This is a genomic window from Thioclava sp. DLFJ4-1 (assembly GCF_002020145.1).
GTDB classification, from domain to species: Bacteria; Pseudomonadota; Alphaproteobacteria; order Rhodobacterales; family Rhodobacteraceae; genus Thioclava; species Thioclava sediminum.
Window position 1 is genome coordinate 487856 of the sequence record NZ_MPZT01000002.1, and the last position, 22509, is coordinate 510364.

General features: G+C 64.8%; 25 protein-coding genes and 1 other RNA gene. 12 read left to right on the plus strand and 14 right to left on the minus strand.

Annotation, left to right across the window (positions count from 1 at the left end; translation table 11 throughout):
- The first annotated feature begins 132 nt into the window (after positions 1-132).
- The 4 genes from BMI85_RS07440 (at position 133) to BMI85_RS07455 (ending at position 4109) form a co-directional block, all read left to right on the plus strand.
- A complete protein-coding gene (locus BMI85_RS07440) occupies positions 133-975 on the plus strand; it encodes an EAL domain-containing protein (protein WP_246832509.1) in 843 nt (280 codons plus the stop codon).
- 141 nt (positions 976-1116) lie between these two features.
- Positions 1117-2292, plus strand: coding sequence for an acetyl-CoA C-acetyltransferase (locus tag BMI85_RS07445; RefSeq protein WP_078600554.1), 1176 nt, complete (start codon positions 1117-1119; stop codon positions 2290-2292).
- A gap of 105 nt (positions 2293-2397) precedes the next feature.
- Positions 2398-3120 (plus strand): acetoacetyl-CoA reductase, encoded by a 723-nt coding sequence (phbB, locus tag BMI85_RS07450; protein WP_078600556.1) that lies wholly within the window; start codon positions 2398-2400, stop codon positions 3118-3120.
- A 68-nt stretch (positions 3121-3188) separates the two neighbouring features.
- On the plus strand, positions 3189-4109 hold the full coding sequence (locus tag BMI85_RS07455) for a DMT family transporter (RefSeq protein ID WP_078600558.1): 921 nt from the start codon (positions 3189-3191) through the stop codon (positions 4107-4109).
- An 82-nt stretch (positions 4110-4191) separates the two neighbouring features.
- Here BMI85_RS07455 and BMI85_RS07460 read toward each other — a convergent pair whose 3' ends face one another.
- The 3 genes from BMI85_RS07460 to BMI85_RS07470 all read right to left on the minus strand — a co-directional run bounded on the left by BMI85_RS07460 (position 4192) and on the right by BMI85_RS07470 (position 5463).
- Entirely contained in the window at positions 4192-4359 is a 168-nt protein-coding gene (locus tag BMI85_RS07460) for a DUF465 domain-containing protein (RefSeq protein WP_078548964.1), read from the minus strand.
- A gap of 118 nt (positions 4360-4477) precedes the next feature.
- Positions 4478-5251, minus strand: coding sequence for a methyltransferase (locus tag BMI85_RS07465; protein ID WP_143595040.1), 774 nt, complete (start codon positions 5249-5251; stop codon positions 4478-4480).
- Complete coding sequence (locus BMI85_RS07470; RefSeq protein ID WP_075773958.1) at positions 5251-5463, minus strand: DUF2007 domain-containing protein; 213 nt, start codon at positions 5461-5463, stop codon at positions 5251-5253. The genes BMI85_RS07465 and BMI85_RS07470 overlap by 1 nt, the downstream gene beginning before the upstream one ends.
- Positions 5464-5499: 36 nt before the next feature.
- On the opposite strand from BMI85_RS07470, the gene BMI85_RS07475 reads away from it, so the two are divergent.
- On the plus strand, positions 5500-6534 hold the full coding sequence (locus BMI85_RS07475) for a polyprenyl synthetase family protein (RefSeq protein WP_244176598.1): 1035 nt from the start codon (positions 5500-5502) through the stop codon (positions 6532-6534).
- A 45-nt stretch (positions 6535-6579) separates the two neighbouring features.
- On the opposite strand, the gene BMI85_RS07480 is transcribed toward BMI85_RS07475, so the two are convergent.
- Positions 6580-7461, minus strand: coding sequence for a 4-(cytidine 5'-diphospho)-2-C-methyl-D-erythritol kinase (locus tag BMI85_RS07480; protein ID WP_078600560.1), 882 nt, complete (start codon positions 7459-7461; stop codon positions 6580-6582).
- On the minus strand, positions 7448-9322 hold the full coding sequence (locus tag BMI85_RS07485; protein ID WP_143595024.1) for a tetratricopeptide repeat protein: 1875 nt from the start codon (positions 9320-9322) through the stop codon (positions 7448-7450). The genes BMI85_RS07480 and BMI85_RS07485 overlap by 14 nt, the downstream gene beginning before the upstream one ends.
- A 329-nt stretch (positions 9323-9651) precedes the next feature.
- Between BMI85_RS07485 and BMI85_RS07490 the strand changes: the two genes are divergently transcribed.
- On the plus strand, positions 9652-10638 hold the full coding sequence (locus BMI85_RS07490; RefSeq protein WP_210402326.1) for a DegT/DnrJ/EryC1/StrS family aminotransferase: 987 nt from the start codon (positions 9652-9654) through the stop codon (positions 10636-10638).
- A gap of 2 nt (positions 10639-10640) precedes the next feature.
- On the opposite strand, the gene BMI85_RS07495 is transcribed toward BMI85_RS07490, so the two are convergent.
- The 3 genes from BMI85_RS07495 to BMI85_RS07505 are packed head-to-tail and all read right to left on the minus strand — an operon-like array spanning position 10641 to position 13945.
- Positions 10641-11291, minus strand: a complete 651-nt coding sequence (locus BMI85_RS07495; protein ID WP_078600566.1) for an acetyltransferase — start codon at positions 11289-11291, stop codon at positions 10641-10643.
- A 32-nt stretch (positions 11292-11323) separates the two neighbouring features.
- Positions 11324-12244 (minus strand): hypothetical protein, encoded by a 921-nt coding sequence (locus tag BMI85_RS07500; protein WP_078600568.1) that lies wholly within the window; start codon positions 12242-12244, stop codon positions 11324-11326.
- Between the two features lie 54 nt (positions 12245-12298).
- Positions 12299-13945 carry an electron transfer flavoprotein-ubiquinone oxidoreductase gene (locus BMI85_RS07505; RefSeq protein ID WP_078600569.1) on the minus strand — a complete coding sequence of 549 codons (1647 nt, stop codon included), beginning with the start codon at positions 13943-13945 and terminating at the stop codon, positions 12299-12301.
- Positions 13946-14182: 237 nt separating this feature from the next.
- Between BMI85_RS07505 and greA the strand changes: the two genes are divergently transcribed.
- Positions 14183-14653, plus strand: coding sequence for a transcription elongation factor GreA (greA, locus tag BMI85_RS07510; RefSeq protein WP_078548983.1), 471 nt, complete (start codon positions 14183-14185; stop codon positions 14651-14653).
- 64 nt (positions 14654-14717) lie between these two features.
- Complete coding sequence (locus BMI85_RS07515) at positions 14718-15764, plus strand: hypothetical protein (protein WP_246832510.1); 1047 nt, start codon at positions 14718-14720, stop codon at positions 15762-15764.
- Positions 15765-15844: 80 nt separating this feature from the next.
- Here the strand turns inward: BMI85_RS07515 and BMI85_RS07520 are convergent, their stop codons facing one another.
- Positions 15845-16432, minus strand: a complete 588-nt coding sequence (locus BMI85_RS07520) for a GNAT family N-acetyltransferase (protein WP_232621655.1) — start codon at positions 16430-16432, stop codon at positions 15845-15847.
- The gene (gene mobA / locus BMI85_RS07525; RefSeq protein ID WP_281480554.1) at positions 16429-17031 is read right to left on the minus strand and encodes a molybdenum cofactor guanylyltransferase MobA; all 603 of its coding nucleotides are present in this window, start codon (positions 17029-17031) and stop codon (positions 16429-16431) included. The genes BMI85_RS07520 and mobA overlap by 4 nt, the downstream gene beginning before the upstream one ends.
- Before the next feature lie 97 nt (positions 17032-17128).
- Here mobA and BMI85_RS07530 point away from each other — a divergent pair, with 97 nt between their 5' ends.
- Both BMI85_RS07530 and BMI85_RS07535 read left to right on the plus strand, forming a co-directional pair.
- Positions 17129-17866, plus strand: a complete 738-nt coding sequence (locus BMI85_RS07530) for an AzlC family ABC transporter permease (RefSeq protein WP_078601109.1) — start codon at positions 17129-17131, stop codon at positions 17864-17866.
- On the plus strand, positions 17863-18195 hold the full coding sequence (locus BMI85_RS07535) for an AzlD domain-containing protein (RefSeq protein WP_078548989.1): 333 nt from the start codon (positions 17863-17865) through the stop codon (positions 18193-18195). The genes BMI85_RS07530 and BMI85_RS07535 overlap by 4 nt, the downstream gene beginning before the upstream one ends.
- 353 nt (positions 18196-18548) lie before the next feature.
- Here the strand turns inward: BMI85_RS07535 and rpmG are convergent, their stop codons facing one another.
- From rpmG to rnpB, 4 genes are all read right to left on the minus strand, one after another.
- Positions 18549-18716 carry a 50S ribosomal protein L33 gene (gene rpmG, locus BMI85_RS07540; RefSeq protein WP_011750518.1) on the minus strand — a complete coding sequence of 56 codons (168 nt, stop codon included), beginning with the start codon at positions 18714-18716 and terminating at the stop codon, positions 18549-18551.
- 159 nt (positions 18717-18875) lie between these two features.
- Entirely contained in the window at positions 18876-19586 is a 711-nt protein-coding gene (locus BMI85_RS07545) for a tellurite resistance TerB family protein (RefSeq protein WP_078600573.1), read from the minus strand.
- 80 nt (positions 19587-19666) lie between these two features.
- Positions 19667-20050, minus strand: a complete 384-nt coding sequence (locus BMI85_RS07550) for a DUF302 domain-containing protein (RefSeq protein ID WP_078600575.1) — start codon at positions 20048-20050, stop codon at positions 19667-19669.
- A 191-nt stretch (positions 20051-20241) separates the two neighbouring features.
- Positions 20242-20655, minus strand: an RNA gene (rnpB, locus tag BMI85_RS07555) — RNase P RNA component class A.
- A 198-nt stretch (positions 20656-20853) separates the two neighbouring features.
- On the opposite strand from rnpB, the gene BMI85_RS07560 reads away from it, so the two are divergent.
- Together BMI85_RS07560 and BMI85_RS07565 are read left to right on the plus strand one after the other, a co-directional pair.
- Entirely contained in the window at positions 20854-21288 is a 435-nt protein-coding gene (locus BMI85_RS07560) for a DsrE family protein (RefSeq protein WP_078600577.1), read from the plus strand.
- 175 nt (positions 21289-21463) lie between these two features.
- Positions 21464-22483 carry a hypothetical protein gene (locus BMI85_RS07565; protein ID WP_078600579.1) on the plus strand — a complete coding sequence of 340 codons (1020 nt, stop codon included), beginning with the start codon at positions 21464-21466 and terminating at the stop codon, positions 22481-22483.
- The last annotated feature ends 26 nt before the right edge of the window (positions 22484-22509 follow it).

Below are 22509 nucleotides of genomic sequence, written 5' to 3' on the forward strand. Positions count from 1 at the left end.
CACCTGCCGGTTACCATCGACTTAACGCCGGATGCGAATTTCCCGTTAACCACGAGTCCGGCGTATTTCCCGGTCTTTACCCCTTCTTAGGCGCTTGCGCGGATACTTGGCTCGAAGGCGAAGGAGGGGCAGATGAAGAATCGAGACGCGAGGGCCATGCCGGTGCATCGTGATGAAGATAGCCCGCTGAGCTTTGCGGCTGCCGAGCAAAGCCGACAGACCTTGACCATGGTGCGCGCGGCGATCGACCGCCATGATGTCATGCTGGCCTATCAGCCCGTGATCCAGACCTGTCGCCCCGACCGACCCGCGTTTTACGAGGGCCTGATCCGGGTTCTCGACGATAGCGGGCGCATCATCCCCGCGAAGGAGTTCATCAACGCGATCGAACGTACAGAGGTCGGGCGGAAACTCGATTGCCTCTCGCTCGAACTGGGTCTGAAAACGCTTCTTGGGCAGCCGGATCTGCGCCTGGCGATCAATATGTCGGCGCGCTCGATCGGCTACGCGCCCTGGACCAAGGTTCTCAATCGCGGCCTCGCGGTCGATGAAACCCTCGGCGAGCGTCTCATCCTGGAGATTACCGAAAGCTCGGCGATGGAAATTCCCGAGCTCGTCAGCGTCTTCATGGAGGATTTGCAGGCGCGCGGCGTCAGTTTCGCGCTCGACGATTTCGGGGCGGGCTACACGTCTTTCCGCTACCTGCGAGATTTCTACTTCGACATCATCAAGGTCGACGGGCAGTTCATCCGCGGCATCTCGCACGATCCGGACAATCAGGCGCTGACGAAATCGCTGCTCGACGTGGCGCGCCATTTCGAGATGTTCACAATCGCCGAAGCGGTCGAGTCGCTGGAGGATGCCGAATATGTGGCAAGCCTCGGCGTCGATTGCATGCAGGGCTATTACTTCGGCGCGCCGACGATCCACCCCCCGTGGAGCCAGTCTCACGAACCGCAACGGAGACGTGCATGACCCCAGCCAGAGCGCAATAAACTTGCGCTGACAATTTCCCGAGCGACGGGATTAAGCTTGACCTCTCGTTCCCTTCCGCCATGCTGCGCAGCAGCAGAACGGACGCGCTGTCGCGCCCGCTTAAGTGATGAGGAGGATCCCATGACCAATGTCGTCATCGTCTCGGCCGCGCGCACGCCCGTCGGCTCGTTTTTGGGCGCGTTTGCCAATACGCCCGCACATGACCTCGGCGCCGCCGTGATCGAGGCCGTCGTCGCCCGCGCCGGGATCGAGAAGTCCGATGTGTCCGAGACGATCCTCGGTCAGGTACTGACCGCGGGCCAAGGCCAGAACCCCGCCCGCCAAGCCCATATCAACGCGGGTCTGCCGATCGAAAGCGCCGCTTGGTCGATCAACCAGGTCTGCGGTTCGGGTCTGCGCACGGTCGCGCTCGGCGCCCAGCACATCATGTGCGGCGATGCCGAAATCGTCGTCGCGGGCGGTCAGGAAAGCATGTCGCTCAGCCCCCATGTCGCGCATCTGCGCGCGGGTCAGAAGATGGGCGACATGAAGATGATCGACTCGATGATCAAGGACGGCCTGTGGGACGCGTTCAACGGCTACCACATGGGCCAGACCGCTGAAAATGTCGCGACCCAGTGGCAGATTTCGCGCGAGATGCAGGACGAATTCGCGCTGGCTTCGCAGAACAAGGCCGAGGCTGCGCAGAAGGCCGGCAAGTTTGCCGACGAGATCGCGGCCTTCACAGTGAAGACGCGCAAGGGCGACACGGTCGTGGATCAGGACGAATATATCCGCCACGGCGCGACGATCGAGAACATGCAGAAGCTGCGCCCGGCCTTCGCCAAGGACGGCTCGGTGACCGCGGGCAACGCGAGCGGCATCAATGACGGTGCGGCCGCGGTGCTGCTGATGTCGGAGGAAGAGGCCGAGAAGCGCGGGCTCACGCCGCTGGCCCGCATTGCCTCCTATGCGACCGCCGGGCTCGACCCGTCGATCATGGGCTGCGGCCCGATCCCGTCCTCGCGCAAAGCGCTGGAGAAGGCGGGCTGGAAAGCTTCCGATCTCGACTTGATCGAAGCCAACGAGGCCTTCGCGGCGCAAGCCTGCGCGGTGAACAAGGACATGGGTTGGGATGTCAGCAAGGTGAACGTCAATGGCGGCGCCATCGCCATCGGCCACCCGATCGGCGCCAGCGGCGCGCGAATCCTCAACACCCTTCTGTTCGAGATGAAGCGTCAGGGCTCGAAAAAAGGCCTCGCCACGCTCTGCATCGGTGGCGGTATGGGCGTCGCAATGTGCATTGAAGGCCTCTAACGGCAAAAAAATGCTGCATCTGCAAAAAGAGCGCGCAACTTTGTTGCGCGCTCTTGTCATTTTCGGTAACAGCATTTCAAGGGCATTCCATTTGGAGGAGGAATCATGGCGAGAGTTGCATTGGTCACCGGCGGATCGCGCGGCATTGGCGCGGCGATCTCGAAGGCGCTGCAGGCGGCGGGCTACACGGTCGTCGCGAACTATGCCGGCAATGACGAGGCTGCGGCCAAGTTCACCGAGGAGACGGGGATCAAGACCTACAAATGGTCGGTCGCCGATTACGGCGCCTGCGCGGCGGGGATCGAGCAGATCGAATCCGAGGTCGGCCCGATCGACGTTCTGGTGAACAACGCGGGCATTACCCGCGACGCGCCCTTCCACAAGATGACCCGCGAGCAGTGGAACCAGGTGATCGACACCAATCTCAGCGGCATCTTCAACATGACCCACCCGCTCTGGACGAAGATGCGCGAGCGCAAGTTCGGCCGGGTCGTGAACATCTCCTCGATCAACGGCCAGAAGGGTCAGTTCGCTCAGGCGAATTACTCGGCGGCGAAGGCGGGCGATCTGGGCTTCACCAAGGCGCTGGCGCAGGAAGGCGCGCGCGCGGGCATCACGGTGAACGCGATCTGCCCCGGCTATATCGCGACCGAGATGGTCATGGCGGTGCCGGAGAAGGTGCGCGAGTCGATCATCGGCCAGATCCCGGTCGGTCGTCTGGGCGAGCCCGAAGAAATCGCGCGCTGCGTGGTGTTCCTCGCATCCGACGATGCGGGCTTCATCACCGGCTCGACCATCACCGCGAATGGCGGTCAGTACTTCATCTGATTTCGCCTCTTGGCATTCTCGACGGAGGCCCGCATTTTGCGGGCCTCTTTAGTTTTGGCGGGGACAGCATGACACGCGGCAAGGCCACTTCGATCGGGTTCACAGCGGTATTGCTGTGGGCGCTTCTGGCGCTGTTCACCGTGGGGTCGGCCCCGGTGCCGCCCCTGATGCTGAACGCGCTCTGTTTCGCTTTGGGCGGCGCGGTGGGCGTGATCTGGCTGGTGGCGACCGGTGCGCTGGGGCAGCTGCGGCATGTGTCGTGGAAGGTCTATCTCGCCGGGACCGCGGGGCTGTTTGGTTATCATTTCCTCTATTTCTCGGCGCTGCGCCTCGCGCCCCCGGCCGAGGCCGGGCTGATCGCTTATCTCTGGCCCCTGCTGATCGTGCTCTTTTCCGGGTTGCTGCCCGGCGAGCGGCTGACGCTTTGGCATGTCGCGGGGGCGGTGCTCGCCTTCGGGGGCGCGGCGCTGATCCTCGGGGGCGGGATTTCCGCCGATCCCGCGGCGCTTCCCGGCTATGGGCTGGCGCTGATCTGCGCACTGACATGGTCGAGCTATTCGCTGCTGTCGCGGCGCTTCGGCGCGGTGCCGACGGCGGCGGTCGCGGTCTATTGCCTCGCGAGCGCGGCCCTGTCGGCCGTCGCCCATCTTGCGCTGGAGCCGACGATCTGGCCTGCGGACGCGATCGGCTGGGCCTCGGTGATCGGCTTGGGGTTGGGGCCGGTCGGGCTCGCCTTCTACACGTGGGATCTTGGCGTGAAGCGGGGCGATATTCAGCTGCTGGGCACGGCCTCCTACGCGGCCCCGCTGGTCTCGACGCTGGTGCTGGTCGCAGTCGGGATTGCGGACGCGCGGCCTACCCTGCTGATCGCGGCGGCGATGATCGCCGGGGGCGCCGGGCTGGCGGCGCTTGGCGGTCGGCGTCGGCGCGCCGCGCCTCCGCCGCCAGATATGACCGGGCAGGAGATACCGCGGAAAGGTTCGGCCTGAGTCGGCATCCGCTCTAACGGCCCTTTTTCAAAAGAGACGGGCCGCCCCGAAGGACGGCCCGGTTAAACTCGTGGGAGGGCCCTCAGGCCGTTTCGAGGCGGCGGATTTCCTCTTTCAGCCTAAGTTTTTGCCTTTTCATCTGAGCGATTTCGAGATCGTCGATGCCGGGTCTGCGCGATGCGCGCTCGACCTCCATCGACAGAGCCTCATGTTTTTTGCGAAGTTCGGTGATATGCGAACCAAGCGACATGGCAGTCTCCTCTCCAGTTGTCAGCCCATCGATTGCAGCACAGGTTTTGAGTCGTGTCACGGAAATGTCGTATAGCGACGGGTTATCCCCAGCATTTTCGCGAAATCTTGCGAAAGCGTTAACGCGGAATCGGCAATTTTTGACCTTCGCGCAGGATTTCGCGCGCAATATCCGTCAAATCCTCTGCGTCGCGTGAATGCACCGGCGCCGAATGCAGGATCAGCGGCGCCAGAAGCTGCAGCGGCGTCCGCGCGCCTTTGCGGGCCGTGACGATCACCCGCCGCGCCGCGCGCCCTGTGCGAGGGGCGATCGGCAGAACGGTGATCGCGCCGGTCCGCCCGTGCAACCCCGCCAATAGGTCCGCCAGACGGTCGGCCTGCTGGATCAGCGTGATCCGCCCCTCGGGCTTGAGCCGCCGTAGCCCCGCGTCGAGCCATGCGCTGATCGGCGTCGCCTCGCGCTGTGCGCGCTCGCGTCCGGGATCGGCGGCGGGCGTGCCGTCCTCGGGCCCGAAATAGGGCGGATTGGCGATGACATGATCGAAGCTGCGCGCCCGGAGATCGGCCGGCATCTGCGCCAGATCGCCTTCGATCACCTCGAGCGCGATCCCGTTCTCCGCCGCGTTGCGCCGGGCCAGATCGGCATAGGCGGGCTGCAGTTCCACCCCGCTTTGCGCAAGCCCCGACACCCGCCAGCCAAGGCACAGGCTCGCCACCCCTGCCCCGCAGCCGAGCTCCAGAACCGACTGGCCCGCCTGCGCCGGACAGGCCGCCGCCAGCAGGACCGGGTCCATCGCCGCGCGGTAGCCCGCGCGCGGCTGGGCGATGCGCAACCGCCCGCCGAGAAAGCCATCGACTGTCAATTCATCGGGCCCGAACCGATCCATGGGCATCAATCCGATTTGATCTCGTTATCGCGCAGAACCGCCTGCGCCATGAACATGTCGCTGTCGCGCACCATCAGGCGGCGCGGAAGGATTCCGAGCGAGCCTTCCAGCACGCTCGTATGGACGTCGAGTTGAAACGTGCTTATACCCTCGCCCTCGAGAAGGGCGGTCGCCATGGCCAGTTTCACCGGGTCCGTGCTGCGCAGTAGCTCTTTCATATCCCTCACTTACGGCCCCTTGCGAGGGCTGTCGAGATGAGGCAGATCGAAGGGATGAACATGAGCCTCGACGACAAGCCCGACAACACGGCGAAACCGCATGACCGGCTCGCGGAAGCCTTGGCCAGCGACATGGCGGCGGTGGATGCGCTGATCGCCGAGCGCATGGCTTCGGAAAACGCGCCGCGTATCCCCGAAGTGACCGCCCATCTGGTCGGCGCGGGCGGCAAGCGGCTGCGGCCGATGCTGACCGTCGCGGCGGCGCGGCTGTGCGGCTACGAGGGCAGCCTGCATCACAACCTCGCGGCAGCGGTCGAGTTCATCCATACCGCGACGCTGCTGCATGACGACGTGGTCGACGAGAGCAAGCAGCGCCGGGGCCGCCCGACCGCGAACCTGCTCTGGGACAACAAGTCGAGCGTGCTCGTTGGTGATTACCTGTTTGCGCGGTCGTTCCAGTTGATGACCGACACCGACAACCTGCGGGTTCTGTCGATCCTGTCGAACGCCTCCGCCGTCATCACCGAGGGCGAGGTTCTGCAGCTCTCGGCCGCGGAAGACCTGAACACGACCGAGGACACCTATTACAAGGTGGTGCGCGGCAAGACGGCGGCGCTGTTCTCGGCGGCGACCGAGGCGGGCGCGGTTCTGGCCGGTGCGCCGGAGGACCAGATCGCGGCGCTGCACGATTACGGCGAGAGCCTCGGGATCGCGTTCCAGGTGGTTGACGATCTGCTGGACTATCTCAGCGATGCCGAGACGATGGGCAAGAACGTGGGCGACGATTTCCGCGAGCGCAAGCTGACCCTGCCGCTGATCAAGGCGCTGGCGAAAGCCGACGCGGACGCCCGCGCCTTCTGGACCCGCACCATCGACAAGGGTGACCAGCGCGAGGGCGATCTGGAGCATGCGATGGAGCTGCTGCACGCGACCGGCGCGCTGGAAGAGACCCGCGCGGCAGCCCTCGAATGGGCCGATCGCGGGCGCGAGCGGCTCAAGGTCCTGCCCGAGAGCGAGCTGCGGCAGATGCTGGACGATCTGGCGGATTACGTGGTGGCGCGGCTGCGCTGAGGGGGCTCTGCCCCCGCCCTGCGGGCTCCCCCCGGGATATTTGGGTCAAGAGGAAGAGGCGCGGCTTTGGGGCTGCGCCTTTTGCGTCTGATCGCCGAGCATGCCGGAGGCGCGCCACCAGTCGGGGCGACGTTGGGCCAGCATCGCCTCGGCGGCCTGCGCCCCGTCCAGCGTCTCGAACAGCGCGAAACAGGTGGCACCCGAGCCCGACATGCGCGCGAGGCGGCAGCCGGGCAGCATCATGAGACCGTCCAGAACCTCCCCGATCACCGGGGCGGAGGCGATGGCGGGGGCTTGCAGGTCATTACGCTGGGTCGCGAGCCAGTCGATGCAATCGTGCGCGCCGGCAAAGGTCGGAAGCGCCTCCGGCATCGGGGGATTGTCCTTCGAATCGAGCCCTTTGAAGATCGCAGGCGTCGGCACTTCCACGCGCGGATTGACCAGAAGCGCGGGTAGCGGCGGCAGGGCCACGGGGTCCAGCGTCTCGCCGATGCCCCGCACGCGCTGGGGCTGCGGCGTCAGGCACATCGGCACGTCTGCCCCAAGCTGTGCGGTCTCTGCCGGAAGCGGCTGGTCCCAAAGCGCAGCCAGCCCCCGCAGCGCAGCCGCCGCGTCTGACGATCCACCGCCGATGCCCGAGGCGGGCGGCAGATATTTGTCGAGATGGATCTCGGCCCCCTGCCCTGCCGGGCGCGACAGGAGGGCCGCGGCTTTCAGCACGAGGTTCGACGGGTCGGCGGGCACGCCCGCCGCCTCGGGCCCCGCGACGCTGAGCGACAGCACATCGCTCTCACGCAGCACCAGCCGGTCGCCCATCGGCCCGAAGGCCACGAGGCTGTCGAGCAGGTGGTAGCCATCGGCCCGCTGGCCGGTGACATGGAGCGTCAGGTTGATCTTCGCCGGCGCGAAGGCGTCAATTATTCGCATCGCTCGCGGGAGTTTCGGGGGCAGCCTGAGCGGTATCCTTGCTCGGGCCCTTGTCCTCGAGCGGCGGCAGACCCTGCTCCTTGCGCAGCTGGTCCAAACCCACCTCGATCTTGCGGCGGATCGCATCGGGATCGAGCTCCTCGGTGGTCTCCGCATCGTCGGTCGCGAAGGACAACGCGCGGCGCCACTGGAATTTCGCCTCGCGCTGGCGGCCCACGGCCCAGAGCACATCGCCGAGGTGGTCGTTGAGCAGCGGATCGCGCGGCTCGAGCTCCACGGCGCGCTCCATCTTCTCGGCCGCCTCCTGATAATGGCCAAGCTTGAACAGCGCCCAGCCGAGGCTGTCGATGATGAAGCCCGCATCGGGACGCTCGGCGGCGGCCTTGCGGATCATGTCGAGCGCCTCGTCGAGATTCTCGCCCTTGTCGACATAGGAATAGCCCAGATAGTTGAGCACCGAGGGCTGATCGGGCGAGAGACGCAGCGCCTCGCGGAAGCCCTTCTCGGCCTCGTCCCAATTGCCCGAGCGTTCCTGCGCGATGGCGCGCGAATACCAGACGAACCAGTCCTTCGGCTCGGGCTGGCCAAGCAGGTCGATCGCCTTGTCATAGGCCTTTGCAGCCTCGGCAAAGCGGCTCTCGCGGCGCAGCGTGTCGCCCAGAGCGGTCCAGACGCCCACGAGCTTGGGACGGCTGCGCGACAGGTTCTCGAGCACTTCGATCGCCGCATCGTTGCGGCCCGCGCGCACCATCGATTCCGCGCGTCCGATTTCGGCGGCGTGGTAGATCGGGCTGTCGGGCTTGATGTCGGCATAGGCTTCGATAGCAAGATCGTATTGGCCCTGCTGGTCGAGCATCGATGCGGTCAGCAGCGTCGCATCATCCATGTCGGGCCGGATCATGTTCGCCAGCCGCGAATGCACCAGCGTGAACGTGTCGGGCGCATCCCCGATCAGCGCCTGTGCGACCGAGTAATAGACCTCCGCCACGCCGTCGGACGCGTTGCGCACGACGTCGAAGGGCAGCGTGTCGCCCGCCTCCAGCTTGGTGCGAATGTCCTTCAGCTGCGGATCGAGATCCTTGCCGAAGCGATCCTCGATCAGCTTCAGCGCCTCTTTGTTCTTCTCGAGCTGCGAGAGCACTTCGACATGGGCCAGCACACCGCGCCGGGTCGAGGTGATTTTCTCGCCGTGTTCGCCGCTCAGGATCGCATCGGCGCCTTCGTAATCGCCGACCAGCGCCAACGCGAGCGCCTTGTGGAAGCCCGCGAAGGCCGCAAGGCCCTGCTGCTTGCCGACTTCGTCGAAGGCCGCGGAGGCGTCGGACATCTTGCCGTCGCCCGCCAGCGCCCAGGCCTTGGTCAGACCGCCCACGAGCGGCCCGGGATCGGCGCCGCTGTCGAGAAGCGCGAGCGCCCCGGTCCAGTTCTTGTCATGCGCATCGGCCGCCAACGCGGTGAGCGCCGCGATCTGGCTGCCGGTCCCGGCCTCCACCATCTGCTGCGCAAGCGGCGTGGCGCGGTCGAAATCGGCGATCGCAATCTCGGAGACGAGCGTCGCTTCCGCGGTCGCGCCGCTGGTATCGCCGCTGGTCATCAATTGGCGGTAGTAATGCGCGGCCTCGGCGAAATCGAATTGCTGCGACGCGATGCGCGCGGCGAGATAAGCCCCCGCCTCTGCGGGGCTCGGGTCATTCGCGGTGTCGCCGGCATCGCCTTTGGCCTCGGCGTCATCGGCAGCCTGCGCCGCATCTTCGGCGCTGCCAGCCTTCGGCGCATCCTGAGCCAGCAGCGGCATCGGCGCGGTGGAGCCCATCAAGAGGGCGAAGAGCGCAAGGCGCAGCGGGGTCTTCAAACTCGACACGAAACGGTCCTCTCATTCGGGTTGAAATCGAGCGTAACGGCGCGCTGCGGGCATTACAATGAGCCGAACCACCGCACGCGGGAAGCCGCCTGCGCAGACACGGCGTTGTGATGAGGGAATTGACGTAAAGTCGTCGCGCGCGGATACTCAATCACAGCTTCAGGCGAGACGACGAGAATTCGCCAGGCTCGAAGGCTACGCATAACGAGTATTTGCAGATTGCACATCTTTAAGGTTAGCAGTCTGCCTGTAAATTCTTCTTCGAGTTGAAAGACGATCACCTTGTGACTGATACCCAAGTCAAGTTCATCAACGCCAAATCTCCCGATATGACTCGAGTGACCACGCTGCTCGATCTCTGCAGTGGCGAAAACAGCTGGGCAAATCGCGGCCCTCTGTATCGAAAGCTCGTAGAATCATTCGCTGCGCATTTCAGCTTCGGACCGCAAACATCCGTCACGCCCTGCGCGAACGCCGGAATTGCATTGGAGGCGATGGCGAAGCTTCTGGCGCTGCGCGAGGGGCGCGCACTACAATGGGTCGGCTCCGCGTTCAGCTTTCAGAACCTGGGACGCGGCCACTTCGCCGCTATGCACTTCGTCGATTGCGACGATCAGGGGCTTCTCGACCTGGAGCAGTTGAAGGCGCTTCCCGAAGACAGTTTCGACGGGCTCGTCGTCGTGAATCCGTTCGGCCTTCATCGCGACTTCTCCGCCTATATCGAATACGCCAAGGCCACCGGGAAACTCCTGCTTCTGGATAACGCGGCGGGGATCAGTCGCGATTTGCCCGATTGGCCGTGGCAGGCGCTCAGCCTGCACCACACCAAGCCTTATGGCATGGGCGAAGGTGGTCTTGCGATTACGCCCGCGGAGCTATCCGAAGAGTTCTACAGCCTGATCAATTACGGGGCGGTTCCAGCGGAACCGTCTTGCTGGGTGAACAACGGCAAGATTTCCGATATTTCCTGCGCCTTCCTCATCGACCGCCTCGAGCGGGTCGACACTTGGGAGAAAGAGTATTTCGAGCAGGCCGAGCGCGTGCATGACATCGCGCGCGAGCTTGGCCTGCGCCCTTTGACGCCATTCAACATCGGCGCGCCCGCCATGAGCTGGGGTTATCTTGCCGAGACGGAAATCCCTTTGGAAACGATCTTGGACAGCAAACAGCTGACCTTCGGAAAATATTACAAACCGCTGGCTGACCTGCCGAAGACGACGGAGCTGTATCGCAATCTCGTCAACATCCCGACGCATCCCGATGTCGCCCTGCTGAGCGACCGGGATTTGCGGGAGGCGATCGAGCGCCTGCTCTGAACTCAGGCGGGATCACTCTTGGTCTGGATAACCTTCGCGGGGACTCCCACCGCGACACTGTTTTCGGGAATTTCCCGGACCACAGCAGCCCCCGCGCCGATCACCGAAGCCCGGCCGACGGGGATGCGTTGAATAATACTCGCCCCGGTGCCGATCTCGACTTCCTCCGCCAAGTGGACATTGCCCGAGATATTCGCCCCCGGGCTGATCGTCGAGAAGGATCCGATTTCCACATCATGCCCAACTGTCGCGCTGAGATTGATGTGAACATGATCGGACAGCTCGATATCGGTCGTCAGGCAGGCGCCTGCGCAAATGATGACACCATCGCTCAGCCGGACATTCTCACCGAGCCACGCCCTCGGATGCACCAGCACCGGAAAAGCGTGTCCGCGCGCGCCCAAACGGGTCGCAATGCCCTTGCGCCCCGCCGGAGAGCCAATCGCGATGACGACATCCGGCAGCGGATCGTCTCCGAAGGTGGACAGATCGGAGGTGACCGGCAGCCCGTGGACCGTCTCCGGGTGCTCAATGCCGGGATCGACCGCGAAACCGAGCACGTTCCAGGTCGGAGCCTCCGCATTGATCGCGTGGATCACCTGAAGCACTTCGCGCCCGAACCCGCCGCAGCCATAGATCACGATGTTTCGCATGGGCACAAATTCCTCCTCGAAGCCGGGTGCGATCAGCCGAAACGCTCTTTCAGAATAGCGAGAAAGCGCAAGACATTCTCGGTTTCCTGCTCTCTGGCCGCTGCCATGTCGGCAATCAACTGATCGCGCGTCGCGCGCGCCCAGTCGATTTCCTCCTCACCATAAGCGACCCCGTGCTTCAACTCGAAGCCGTCCCGCCAATCCTCCGCACTCAAGCCCGGACGTGGGACGACCACCGGCACACAGCCCGACAGCGCCGCGTAATAGGCGTACATCGTGTAGAGGTCGTGGCAGTAGAAAACTTCGGTCTTATTGAAGACCTCGGCGATTTCTTGGTGACTGAGACCGTCGAGCGGAATAGCGCGGTCGCCTTCCGGGATTTGCGAAATCGTATCCGTTCCCTTCCGGATCATCCGGCAACTGCCGGAGCGCGAACGGTTTTCATCCCGATAGACGTCCTCGCGCAGCCACCGCACCCGCAGCAGACGATCGGGTGAAACGGAGGCCACACCTTCGGCGAAGGCTTCCTGATAGAAGAAGACTTCCTCGCTCGGATCGAGGGTTTCATTGCCGCCCAACAGGCCGGGGCGGTTCAGCAGCCAGCGGACCACGCGCTCGGCTTCCAGCGGGTTACCCCTGACCGTCTCCGGATAGACAATGATCGCATCGTCAAGGACCGCATCGGAGGCCATGGGCACATCCATGCTCTCATGCGCGGAAAATTCCGGCAGCTTCCGGCGATAGTTCCAGCGCTTCAACGCGCCAAGCCATGCAGGGCGCAGGGATCGGTAGGTCTTGCAGGGCTGACTTGCATAGGCGTCGACGCGAAGGCTCCGCATGCGGTCAATCAACGCGTGAAGCACGATCTGCCCCCCGCTGTTTTCGTCGAAGGGGCGACAGACCACGACGATCGGCCGGGTCGGAAACGAGCCAGTCGGTGTTTGCGTCGGCATATTCGGCCTTCCCAGAGTCCGGTGCAAAAAGGGGCCCTCAGGCCCCCTTCGCGATCACATGTTCGGGTAGTTCGGCCCGTCGCCGCCCTGAGGGGTGGTCCAGTTGATGTTCTGGCTCGGGTCCTTGATGTCGCAGGTCTTGCAGTGGACGCAGTTCTGGAAGTTGATCTGGAACTTCGCGTCGTCGCCCTCGCCGACCACCTCGTAGACGCCCGCCGGGCAGTAGCGCTGCGCGGGCTCGTCATATTTCGGCAGGTTCACCGAGATCGGGATCGACGGATCCTTCAGCTTCAGGTGGCAGGGCTGGCTCTCTTCATGGTTGGTGTTCGAGAAGCTGACATTGGTCAGGCGGTCGAAGCTCAGCTTGCCATCGGGTTTGGGGTAGTCGATCGGCTTGAACTTGCTCGCCTCGCCGGTCGCTTTCGCATCCGACTTGCCATGCTTGAGCGTGCCGAACAGCGAGAAGCCGAAGACATCGTTGGTCCACATGTCGAGCCCACCGAAGATCAGCGAGGGGACCATCCCCCATTTCGACCACATCGGCTTCACGTTGCGGACCTTCTTGAGGTCGTTTGCGATCGGACCCGAGCGCAGATCGGCCTCGTATTCGGTCAGTTCATCGCCCGCGCGACCACCTTTGATCGCCTCTGCCGCAGCTTCCGCCGCCGCGATGCCCGACAGCATCGCGTTATGGTTGCCCTTGATGCGCGGCACGTTCACGAGCCCCGCCGAGCAGCCCAGTAGCACCGCGCCCGGCACGGTCAGTTTCGGGATCGACTGCCAGCCGCCTTCCGAGATCGCCCGCGCGCCGTAAGCCACGCGCTTGCCGCCTTCGAGCAGTTCCGCGACCATCGGGTGATGCTTGAAGCGCTGGAACTCCATGTAGGGATACAGATGCGGGTTCTCGTAGTTCAGGTGCACCACGAAGCCGACATAGACCTGATTGTTCTCGAGGTGATAGATGAAAGACCCGCCGCCCGCATTGCCGCCCAGCGGCCAGCCCATCGTGTGGGTCACGGTGCCTTCGCGGTGCTTCTCCGGGTCGATCTCCCAGATTTCCTTCATGCCGAGGCCGAATTTCTGCGGGCAGTGACCGTCGGAGAGGTTGTGCTTCTCCATCATCACCTTGGCGAGCGAGCCGCGCACGCCCTCGGCGATCATCACGTATTTGCCGCGCAGCTCCATGCCCGGCTCGTAGCCCGGGCCTTCCGTGCCATCGGGGTTCTTGCCGAACTCGCCCGCGACGACACCGGCCACCCGGTCGCCGTCCCAGACGATTTCCGACGCGGCCATGCCCGGGAAAATCTCGACGCCCAGACCTTCGGCCTGCTCGGCCATCCAGCGGCAGACATTGCCCATCGAGACGATGTATTTGCCGTGGTTCGACATCAAGGGCGGCATCGGCCAGTTCGGGATGCGCATCGCCCCGGCCTCGCCCAGCATGTAGAAATTGTCCTTCTTGACCGGCACGGTGATCGGTGCGCCCTTGTCCTTCCAGTCGGGGATCAGCTGATCCAACCCGCTGGTGTCGAGCACCGCGCCCGACAGGATATGCGCGCCCACTTCCGAGCCCTTCTCGAGCACGACGACCTCGAGCTCCGGGTCGATCTGCTTGAGACGGATCGCCGCCGAAAGCCCTGCAGGCCCCGCGCCCACGATCACCACATCATATTCCATCGACTCGCGCGTCACGTCGGTCATGTCTGTCGAACCCCTTGCTGGTCGTCCTAGCTGGCGTCCTGCCTAGCCTACCTAGCGTAACGAGGCAATTGTTACGCTGCGATGCCGCGCAACAATCTTGCGCCAAATTACAATCCCTTCCCAGACTGAGGAGATCGGCAATTCGCCGCGAAAATCGCGCTGTCCACTTGACTTCCGGGGGTCAGAGCAGATTTAGATGCCCTGAATTGGGGACAGTTCCGAATTCGGGAGCCTTCCATGGACAAACAACCGATGACGCGCGCGGGTTTCGACGCGCTCAATACAGAATTGAAAAAGCTCAAGTCCGAAGAGCGGCCTGCGATCATTGCTGCGATCGCGGAAGCGCGGGAATTGGGCGACCTCTCGGAGAATGCCGAATACCATTCGGCACGCGAGAAGCAGGGCTTTATCGAAGGCCGGATCAAGGAGCTCGAAGGGCTTCTGGGCCGGGCCGAGGTGATCGACCCGTCGAAGATGACGGGCGCCGTGAAATTCGGCGCGACTGTCACCATCGTCGACGAGGACACCGACGAAGAGAAGACCTACCAGATCGTCGGCGAGCCCGAGGCCGATCTGGAGAAGGGCAAGCTCAACATGAAATCGCCGCTGGCGCGTGCGCTGATCGGCAAGGACGAGGGCGACTCGGTCGAGGTTCGCACGCCGGGTGGCGACAAGGCTTACGAAATCCTCAAGATCGTTTTCGCCTGACGCGGTCGTCCCCTGCGCGGTTGCCCCTGAGCATTTGACCGCGCACCACTGACGGAGAGCCTGAATGGAAGGACCCGCAGAGCAGGACAAGGACCGGTTCGCCATGCCCGGCGGACCGCAATCGCCTGCCGGTCGTCCACGCCTCAAGACGCGATATCCCGGCGCGCCGGAATGGATCGCGCTGGGGCTGAGCCTCCTGTGGGTTTTCATGGTCGTGGCCTTCTGGTTCTTCGCCCCGGGGATCGCGCGCGCCGCATCGCTGTTCGCCACCGTCAGCCTCGTCGTCGGGATGGCAGTGCCGATCGTGATGATCTGGGTCGCCGCCGTCACCGCCCGCGCCACCCGCGAGATGCGCGCCGAGACCGCCGCTCTCAAGCAATCCATCGAGGCGATGCGCACAGCCTGGCTCAATCAGCAGGCGCTGCGCACCGATCAGAATGTCGAGAAGAAGCTCGACGAGATCGCCGCCGTGGCCCGGCAGGCGGAGACCACGATCGCGACCTTCGCCTCGCGCCGCGACGTGCAGGCGAGCCAGCCCTCGGCCGATCGCAAGGCGGCGCTGGTGGCTCCGCCCCCGCCGCGGCCCGATGACAGCGAACCGATGCTGGCGCTCGGCACCCCTGCCGAGGAGCTGCGCGCGCCGCTATCGGTCGCGGATTTCGTCCGCGCCATGAACTTCCCGGATTCGCCCGACGATACCGAAGGCTTCCGCGCGTTGCGCCGTGCCCTCGAAGACCGTTCGACGGCGAAGCTGCTGCGCTCGGCGCAAGACGTGCTGAACCTGCTCGCACAGGACGGCATTTACATGGACGACCTCAAACCCGACCGCGCCCGGCCCGAGCTGTGGCGTCGCTTCGCCCAAGGCGAGCGCGGTCGCGAGATCACCAGCCTGGGCGGCATCCGCGACCGCTCGTCTCTGGCGCTCAGCGCGGGCCGGATGCGCGGCGACACGATCTTCCGCGACGTGGCGCATCATTTCCTGCGCCAGTTCGACCGCACCTTCGCGGAATTCGAGAAGAACGCGTCGGATCAGGACATCGCCGAGATGGCCGAGACCCGCACCGCGCGCGCCTTCATGCTGCTGGGGCGCGTCACCGGAAGTTTCGACTGAGGGGGTCAACCCCCTCGGGCTTCGCCCTCACCCCCGGGATATTTTGGCCAATACGAAAGGGCGCGGCGGAGGCAGAGCCTTCACAGCGCGCGGCGCATCAATTGCACCGAGCGGAAATCGAAGACGAGCCGCGTCAGCCGTGACGTGCGCCGCCCCGTGACCTCGAAGCCCAGCCGCTGATACAGGGCGCGTGCGCGCAGGTTCTCGTCGATCACGTCGAGGCAGAGCGCTTGATAGCCGCGCCTGCGCGCCTCATGGGACAGAGCCTCGATCAGCGCGCGCCCGATGCCCGCCCCGCGCAACTCGGGCCGCACCGCGATGCCGTCGACCATCATCCCGCCCGCGGGCAGGTCATGCGCGAGAAGATGCAGGCAGGCCCCGCGCCAGAGCCCGCCGCTGCGCCCGTAATGGCTGCGCAGATCGGACCAGCTTCCGCCGACGAAAGAGCCGCGATGGGTGCGAAACCCGACCACCCCGACAAGAGTGCCGTTGCCATCGAGCGCCGAGAGCGCGTGGCTGGGATCGATCACGTCGGCGATGAAGCCCAGGGCGCGCGGCTCGGGGCCCATCACCCGCCCCAGCTTGCCGCCGAAAGCCTGCCAGTAGAGCCCTGCAGCCGCCGTGCGATGCTCGCGTGCGAGCCCGTGCCGGATCGACACCTGAGTCACCGTGTCGCCTCCGCCAGATGCGCGGCCGCCGCGGCGAGATCCTCGGGCGTGTTGAGATTGGTGAACGGGTCGGGGCTGCCTTTGAATTCCACCCGCGCCGCGTCCGGGAAGGCCGCGCGCAAGCGCCGCTCTCCGGAGGCGAACAGCTGTGCGATGCGCGCCCGGTCGTCGACCGGGCATAGCGCCACGCTCGGATGGTCGCGGCCATTCGAGGCGGCATAGGCCGCGCCGCCGGGGGCGCTTAGCCGGGCCACGAGATCGCGCGGCAGGAAGGGCGTATCGACAGGCACGTAGAGCAGCCTCTGCGCGCCCTGCTTTGCCGCCCAGTCGAGCGCGCTCAGGAGCCCCGCCAGAGGCCCCTCACCGCGCCGCTGGGGCGGATCGGGCAGCACGGGGATCGGGGCGAATCGTAGCGCCGCGCCATTGGCGGAGATCGCGAGCTTGGCCACCTGCGGGCCGATCCGGGCTGCGACATGGGCGAATAGCGGTCGCCCGGCGAGCGTCACCATCGCCTTGTCGACGCCGCCCATGCGCCGCCCCTGCCCGCCCGCAAGGATCACCGCGACCACGCGCGGCCCGACATCTTCGCCAGCGGTCAAGATGATTGCCTCCAATACAATCGCGCGCTTTGCCTTTGCCCGCATCCTTCCCTATCTGTCCCGCAACTGAGAACGGGAGACAAGCATCATGTCGGACATGACCGCGAACGGGACGACCCCGAAAGGCACGATCCGAGCCGCCTATTGGCGCGGATTTCGGCATGGCCTGCCGTTCCTTCTGGTAATCATGCCCTTCGGGCTGCTGTTCGGGGTGGCGGCAACCAGTGCGGGGCTCGATCTGGCGCAGGTCATGGGCTTCTCGGTGATGGTCATCGCGGGCGCTGCGCAATTCACAGCGCTGCAGCTGATGGGCGATCACGCGCCGGTCCTGCTGATCCTCGCGGCCTCGCTCGCGGTCAATCTTCGCATGGCCATGTATTCGGCAGCGCTGACGCCGCATTTCGGCAAGGCGAAGACATGGCAGAAGGCGCTGGTGGCCTATTTCATGGTCGATCAGTCCTATGCGATGGCGGCCAATGAATACGAGGCCGAGCCGGAGATGAGCCGCGCCGAGAAGCTGGCCTATTACGCAGGCGTCTGCAGCCCGATCTGCCCGAACTGGTATGTGGCGACGCTGCTCGGCGCGCTGGTGGGCGCGAAAATCCCGCCGGAATTCGCGCTCGATTTCGCGGTGCCGATCACCTTCCTCGCGATGATCGGGCCGGCGCTGCGCACGCTCGCCCATGTCGCGGCGGCGGCGGTCTCGGTCGTCGGCGCGCTGGCGCTGAGCTTCCTGCCCTCCGGCGTGGGACTGATGATCGCCGCGGTCGCCGCGATGGTGACGGGTGCGCAGGTCGAGCTTTGGGTCGCGCGCAGAAAGGCGGTGCGGGAATGAACGGGTATTCGGACGCCCTGATCTGGGGAATCATCATTGCGCTGGGGATCGGCACGTTCTTCCTGCGTTTCTCTTTCATGGGCTTCCTCGGCGACAGGCAATTGCCGGAATGGGCGCTGCGCTACCTGCGCTATACGCCGGTCGCGGTTCTCCCAGGGCTGGTGGCGCCGCTGGTGCTGTGGCCTGCGGCCACGGGCGGTGAGACCGACCCTGCACGGATGATCGCCGCCTTCGCGACGCTGGGCGTCGGCATCGCCACGCGCAACACGCTGTGGGCGATTCTCAGCGGCCTCGCCGCGCTTTACCTGTCTCTGTGGCTGGTGGGGTGAGCCGCGGTCTGCGCTGAAGGCGCGGATCGGGGGCTCCAGCGAAGCCACCGAAGCGGCGAACGCGGATTGCGCGAGCAATGCGCCGGGGACGCCCCACTAACTCCGCCTTAGGCCTCCAGAGGGCCGCGCCCGACCTCGGCTGGGCGCTTTGCAACGCTCGGTGGCTGGGTGCTTTATCTCGCAAGCCCGAAAGACGCACGTGCCTGCACTGACATCGCCAATGCGCCCTCCCCGGGGGAGGTCGGGCGCGGCCCGGGCCGCTTCGCGGCTGATCCGGGCAGCGAGTTTCCAATCCAAAAAGAAAAAGACCGTGCCCGGAGGCACGGCCTTCTAACCGTCAAGGTCAGGCGATCTTACTTGATCTTGCCTTCCTTGTATTCGACGTGCTTGCGCACGACCGGATCGTATTTGTTCACGGTCATTTTTTCGGTCATGGTGCGGGCGTTCTTCTTGGTCACATAGAAGTGCCCGGTGCCCGCCGTCGAGTTCAGACGGATCTTGATCGTCGTCGGCTTCGCCATTGTTTATCTCCTAGCTCCGGGCATCGAAAAAACTACGCACCCGCGGAATCCTTGAAGCCCGCCTTTTAGCGATGCGCGATGCGGAGTCAACCGGCAAACCGGGCCGCAGGCTGAAAATTCTTCGCCCACGGCTCATAAAGCGGTGACGCCCTTTTCCGCTCAGATCAGCGGCTTGCCCATCGTCTCGTGAATCTGGGCGACTTTCTCCGTCTCAAGGCCCAACGCCGCGGCGAGATTCGCCAGATATTGCTTCTCCGCCTCGGTATCGACGGTGATCGGCAGAAGCGCTGCGGAATAAACCTGCGACTTCATGTGGTCCGAGGTGGCATTGGCCAGAGCGGTGATGTCGATCGGGCGGTCGAGCTCGGATTTCACGAAGGCGATCTCCTCGTCGGACGCGTCGGACAGGTGATCGAGGATGGTCTGGCGCTCGGTCTCGTCGATCTCGCCATCGGCTTTCGCGGCCTGAATCATCGCGCGGATCATCAGCTTGGCCTGATCCTCCATCATCGCGTTGACCGGCGTGCCGGAGGTCACGGCGCCGAGCATCTCCGAGATATTGCCTGCGCCCGTTTTCGCAGCGCCGGTCATGGCCCCGATCAGCGCGCCAAGCCCTGCCTCGGTCGCCGCCGTCGCGGAGGCCGCCTGAGAGCCGAACTGGCCGAAGAGACCGCGCACGGTCTCCTTGCCGCCGGGCATGCCCATCTTCTCGGCCCACTCGCCCATCTGGTCGCCCATACCGCCGGGCTCGCCCGCTTTGCCGAGCGCGTCCTTCATGCCGTCGAGACCGCCCATCTTGTTGAAACGCTCCACGCCCTTGGCGGCGGCGAAGCCCACCGCGAGCGTGGCCAATGTCTTCACGAAGCTCATATCATTCCCCCGAAATGCGGTTTCCTGTTGAGACAGCTTCGCGCGCAGGGACGCGCTTGGCTAGAAAAAACTCACGCGATTTACAGCTTGGCAACCACGTCGGCGAGCATCTGGCGTACCTGGCTCGCGACTTCGATGAGGTCGTCATTCTCGACCGCGAGCATCGAGGCCACGGGGTCGACGGCGCTAACCTCGATCCCGTCCTCCACCTCGCGCAGCACTACGTTGCACGGCAGCATCGCCCCGATCCGCGGCGCAACGCCGATCGCCTCATAGGCAAGCTTGGGGTTGCAGGCGCCGAGGATCTTGTAGCGCGGCATGTCCTTGTCGAGCTTGGCCTTCATCGTGGCGGACACGTTGATCTCGGTCAGCACGCCGAAGCCCGCCTCGGCCAGCGCCTCACGCACTTTCGCCTCGACCTCGTCGAATGCCCCGGTCATCACCTTGTCGATCGTATAGCCCATGGCAATCTCTCTCCCCTAGTTGGTCTTGGCTGTTCGCGCCTTTGCGTCGAGCGTGGCCAATTCGATGCGAAACGCAAGTCACGATCATGGAGAGGCCTGTGCTTCAATGCGCGCTCACTGTGCCGCAGTGGCGGGAACCCGTGCGGGCGGGGGCTTGTTCCTTGCCCTCGATCTTGAAGCGAAAGAAGAATTTGCGCGGATGGCCTGTAAGCCGGATTTTGTCCCGGGGGCTTGCACCCCCATGGATGACCATTCCTCTCGCCCTGCGATTGCTCACAGGGTCTAGCTGCCAACCCGGATCGCTCGGGGCGAAGCTCCCCTGCCGTCACCGCAAGCGGCGCAGCACGCGATCCCTATTCGGCGTTGCTCCCGGTGGGGCTTGCCGTGCCGGTCCTGTTACCAGTCCCGCGGTGGGCTCTTACCCCACCGTTTCACCCTGACCCCGGCCGAAACCGAGGCGGTTTGTTTTCTGTGGCGCTTTCCGTCGGGTTTCCCCGCCCGGGCGTTACCCGGCACCGTTGCTTCATGGAGTCCGGACTTTCCTCGGGCCCCCGGCTACCCGCATTCACGGGGCTACGGGAACTCGCGGCCATCCAGCCATCCGCGCAAGGCAGCAGATAGACACTCGCCCCCGCGCGGTCAATTGCCCCTGCGCACGCATCACGGGCGTCTTTTCTTCAGCCAAGAAACGCCCCCCCCCGCATCACGAGGCCGTGAAATTTCGGGAGCAGTCCGTGCAACCACTTGCTTTTCAGGTGCGGCACGTTGACGCTGGCCGTCCATGAAGTGAAAGGGAGATCACGATGGTAAAGGGAGGACTCCGCCTCGGGCTTGCGCTCGCGGCGATGGTTTGGGCATTGCCCGCTATGGCGAATGAGAAAATCGCCATTCAGGTCAACAGCGCCGATCCGCAAGTGATGAACATGGCGCTGAACAACGCGCTCAACATGATCAAATATTACAAAGACAAAGGCGAAGAGGTCCAGATCGAAATGGTCACCTACGGGCCGGGGCTCAACATGCTGCGCGCCGACACCTCGCCGGTGAAAGCCCGCATCGAGGAAATGGCGATGCTGGGCGAGCCGATCCATTTCCGCGCCTGCGCCAACACGCTCGCCGGGATGACCAAGAAGCTCGGGAAGGAGCCTCCTATGGTCGAAGAGGCGGAAATCGTTCCCTCCGGCGCGGCCTATCTCGTCGATCTGCAACGCGATGGCTACGCCTATCTGCGGCCCTGACGGACGACCGCGCGGGCGGCCCTTCGCTTTCCGCGCGCTCCAATCTGAATTGCGACCCATCTCGCCCCGCTCGGCTTTCCGCGCGGGGCGGTTTACGTTACAGGCAGGGCTGTTTGATTGACCCCCCGGCAGGATCGGCTATCCTCTTGACAAACAAGAGCAGTAACGGGCCCGCATGACCGCCCTTTCCGAATATGAACGCCTCGAGGCGATCGGTATATGGCGTCCCGAAGCGGACGCGCAGCGCCGCGAGGTGATCCTCTCGCTGGGCGACGCGACGCTTGTGCTGTCGGAGGCGCGCTCCGGCACGGCGCTCGCGCATTGGTCGCTGCCTGCCATGCATCGCCGCAATCCCGGCAAACGCCCCGCGATCTTCGCCCCCTCCGAGGAGCCGGGCGAAGAGCTCGAGATCGAAGACGAGACGATGATCGCCGCGATCGAGAAGGTCCATGCGATGATCGCGGCAAAGCGCCCGCATCCGGGGCGGCTGCGCGGTGTGCTCATCGGAGCGGTGCTGCTGGCAGTCGGCGCCGTGGCGCTGTTCTGGCTGCCCTCAGCGCTGGTCGATCATGCCGCGCGCGTCGCCCCCCAGGCCAAACGCGTCGAGATCGGCCGCAAGCTGCTCTCCGAGATGGTGAAGATGACTGGCTCGGCCTGTCACAGCCCCGGCGGCGATCGTGCCCTCTCCGCACTGGCAGAACGGCTGCCCGGACAATCGGTGATCGCGGTCCTGCCGCAGGCGCTCGAAGGGGCGCGGCTGCTGCCGGGCGGGATGACCGTGGTCGGACGCGACACGATCGACGGGCCGGATACGCCCGAGGTCGTCGCGGGCTACATCATCGCCGCGCAGAACAGCACCGCCGGAGGGCGCCCGCTGCACCGGATGCTCGACCGCCTCGGCCCCGCGGCAGCGCTGCGGCTGCTGACGACGGGCGATCTTCCCGAGAGCGGGCTGGCTGAATATGCGCAGGACCTGCTGCAGCACCCCCCGGCGCGGGCCGATGGCGACACGCTGCTGCGCGCCTTCCGCGATGCCGGGGTCAGCGCGACGCCCTATGCCTACGCACTCGACCCGACCGGAGAGTCGGTGCTCGGCCTGATCGAGGCCGACCCGTTCAAGGGCCAGCCCGCGCCGAAGCCGGTTCTGGAAGATGCGCAATGGGTGGCGCTGCAGGACATCTGCTCGGCGCAATGAAAAACGGCCCCGAAGGACCGCTTGAT

Coding starts and splice junctions, on each gene's coding strand:
- BMI85_RS07440 (WP_246832509.1), top strand. CDS start 133: ATGAAGAATCGAGACGCGAGGGCCATGCCGGTGCATCGTGATGAAGAT.
- BMI85_RS07445 (WP_078600554.1), top strand. CDS start 1,117: ATGACCAATGTCGTCATCGTCTCGGCCGCGCGCACGCCCGTCGGCTCG.
- phbB (WP_078600556.1), top strand. CDS start 2,398: ATGGCGAGAGTTGCATTGGTCACCGGCGGATCGCGCGGCATTGGCGCG.
- BMI85_RS07455 (WP_078600558.1), top strand. CDS start 3,189: ATGACACGCGGCAAGGCCACTTCGATCGGGTTCACAGCGGTATTGCTG.
- BMI85_RS07460 (WP_078548964.1), bottom strand. CDS start 4,359: ATGTCGCTTGGTTCGCATATCACCGAACTTCGCAAAAAACATGAGGCT.
- BMI85_RS07465 (WP_143595040.1), bottom strand. CDS start 5,251: ATGCCCATGGATCGGTTCGGGCCCGATGAATTGACAGTCGATGGCTTT.
- BMI85_RS07470 (WP_075773958.1), bottom strand. CDS start 5,463: ATGAAAGAGCTACTGCGCAGCACGGACCCGGTGAAACTGGCCATGGCG.
- BMI85_RS07475 (WP_244176598.1), top strand. CDS start 5,500: ATGAGGCAGATCGAAGGGATGAACATGAGCCTCGACGACAAGCCCGAC.
- BMI85_RS07480 (WP_078600560.1), bottom strand. CDS start 7,461: ATGCGAATAATTGACGCCTTCGCGCCGGCGAAGATCAACCTGACGCTC.
- BMI85_RS07490 (WP_210402326.1), top strand. CDS start 9,652: ATGACTCGAGTGACCACGCTGCTCGATCTCTGCAGTGGCGAAAACAGC.
- BMI85_RS07495 (WP_078600566.1), bottom strand. CDS start 11,291: ATGCGAAACATCGTGATCTATGGCTGCGGCGGGTTCGGGCGCGAAGTG.
- BMI85_RS07500 (WP_078600568.1), bottom strand. CDS start 12,244: ATGCCGACGCAAACACCGACTGGCTCGTTTCCGACCCGGCCGATCGTC.
- BMI85_RS07505 (WP_078600569.1), bottom strand. CDS start 13,945: ATGACCGACGTGACGCGCGAGTCGATGGAATATGATGTGGTGATCGTG.
- greA (WP_078548983.1), top strand. CDS start 14,183: ATGGACAAACAACCGATGACGCGCGCGGGTTTCGACGCGCTCAATACA.
- BMI85_RS07515 (WP_246832510.1), top strand. CDS start 14,718: ATGGAAGGACCCGCAGAGCAGGACAAGGACCGGTTCGCCATGCCCGGC.
- BMI85_RS07530 (WP_078601109.1), top strand. CDS start 17,129: ATGACCGCGAACGGGACGACCCCGAAAGGCACGATCCGAGCCGCCTAT.
- BMI85_RS07535 (WP_078548989.1), top strand. CDS start 17,863: ATGAACGGGTATTCGGACGCCCTGATCTGGGGAATCATCATTGCGCTG.
- rpmG (WP_011750518.1), bottom strand. CDS start 18,716: ATGGCGAAGCCGACGACGATCAAGATCCGTCTGAACTCGACGGCGGGC.
- BMI85_RS07545 (WP_078600573.1), bottom strand. CDS start 19,586: ATGAGCTTCGTGAAGACATTGGCCACGCTCGCGGTGGGCTTCGCCGCC.
- BMI85_RS07550 (WP_078600575.1), bottom strand. CDS start 20,050: ATGGGCTATACGATCGACAAGGTGATGACCGGGGCATTCGACGAGGTC.
- BMI85_RS07560 (WP_078600577.1), top strand. CDS start 20,854: ATGGTAAAGGGAGGACTCCGCCTCGGGCTTGCGCTCGCGGCGATGGTT.
- BMI85_RS07565 (WP_078600579.1), top strand. CDS start 21,464: ATGACCGCCCTTTCCGAATATGAACGCCTCGAGGCGATCGGTATATGG.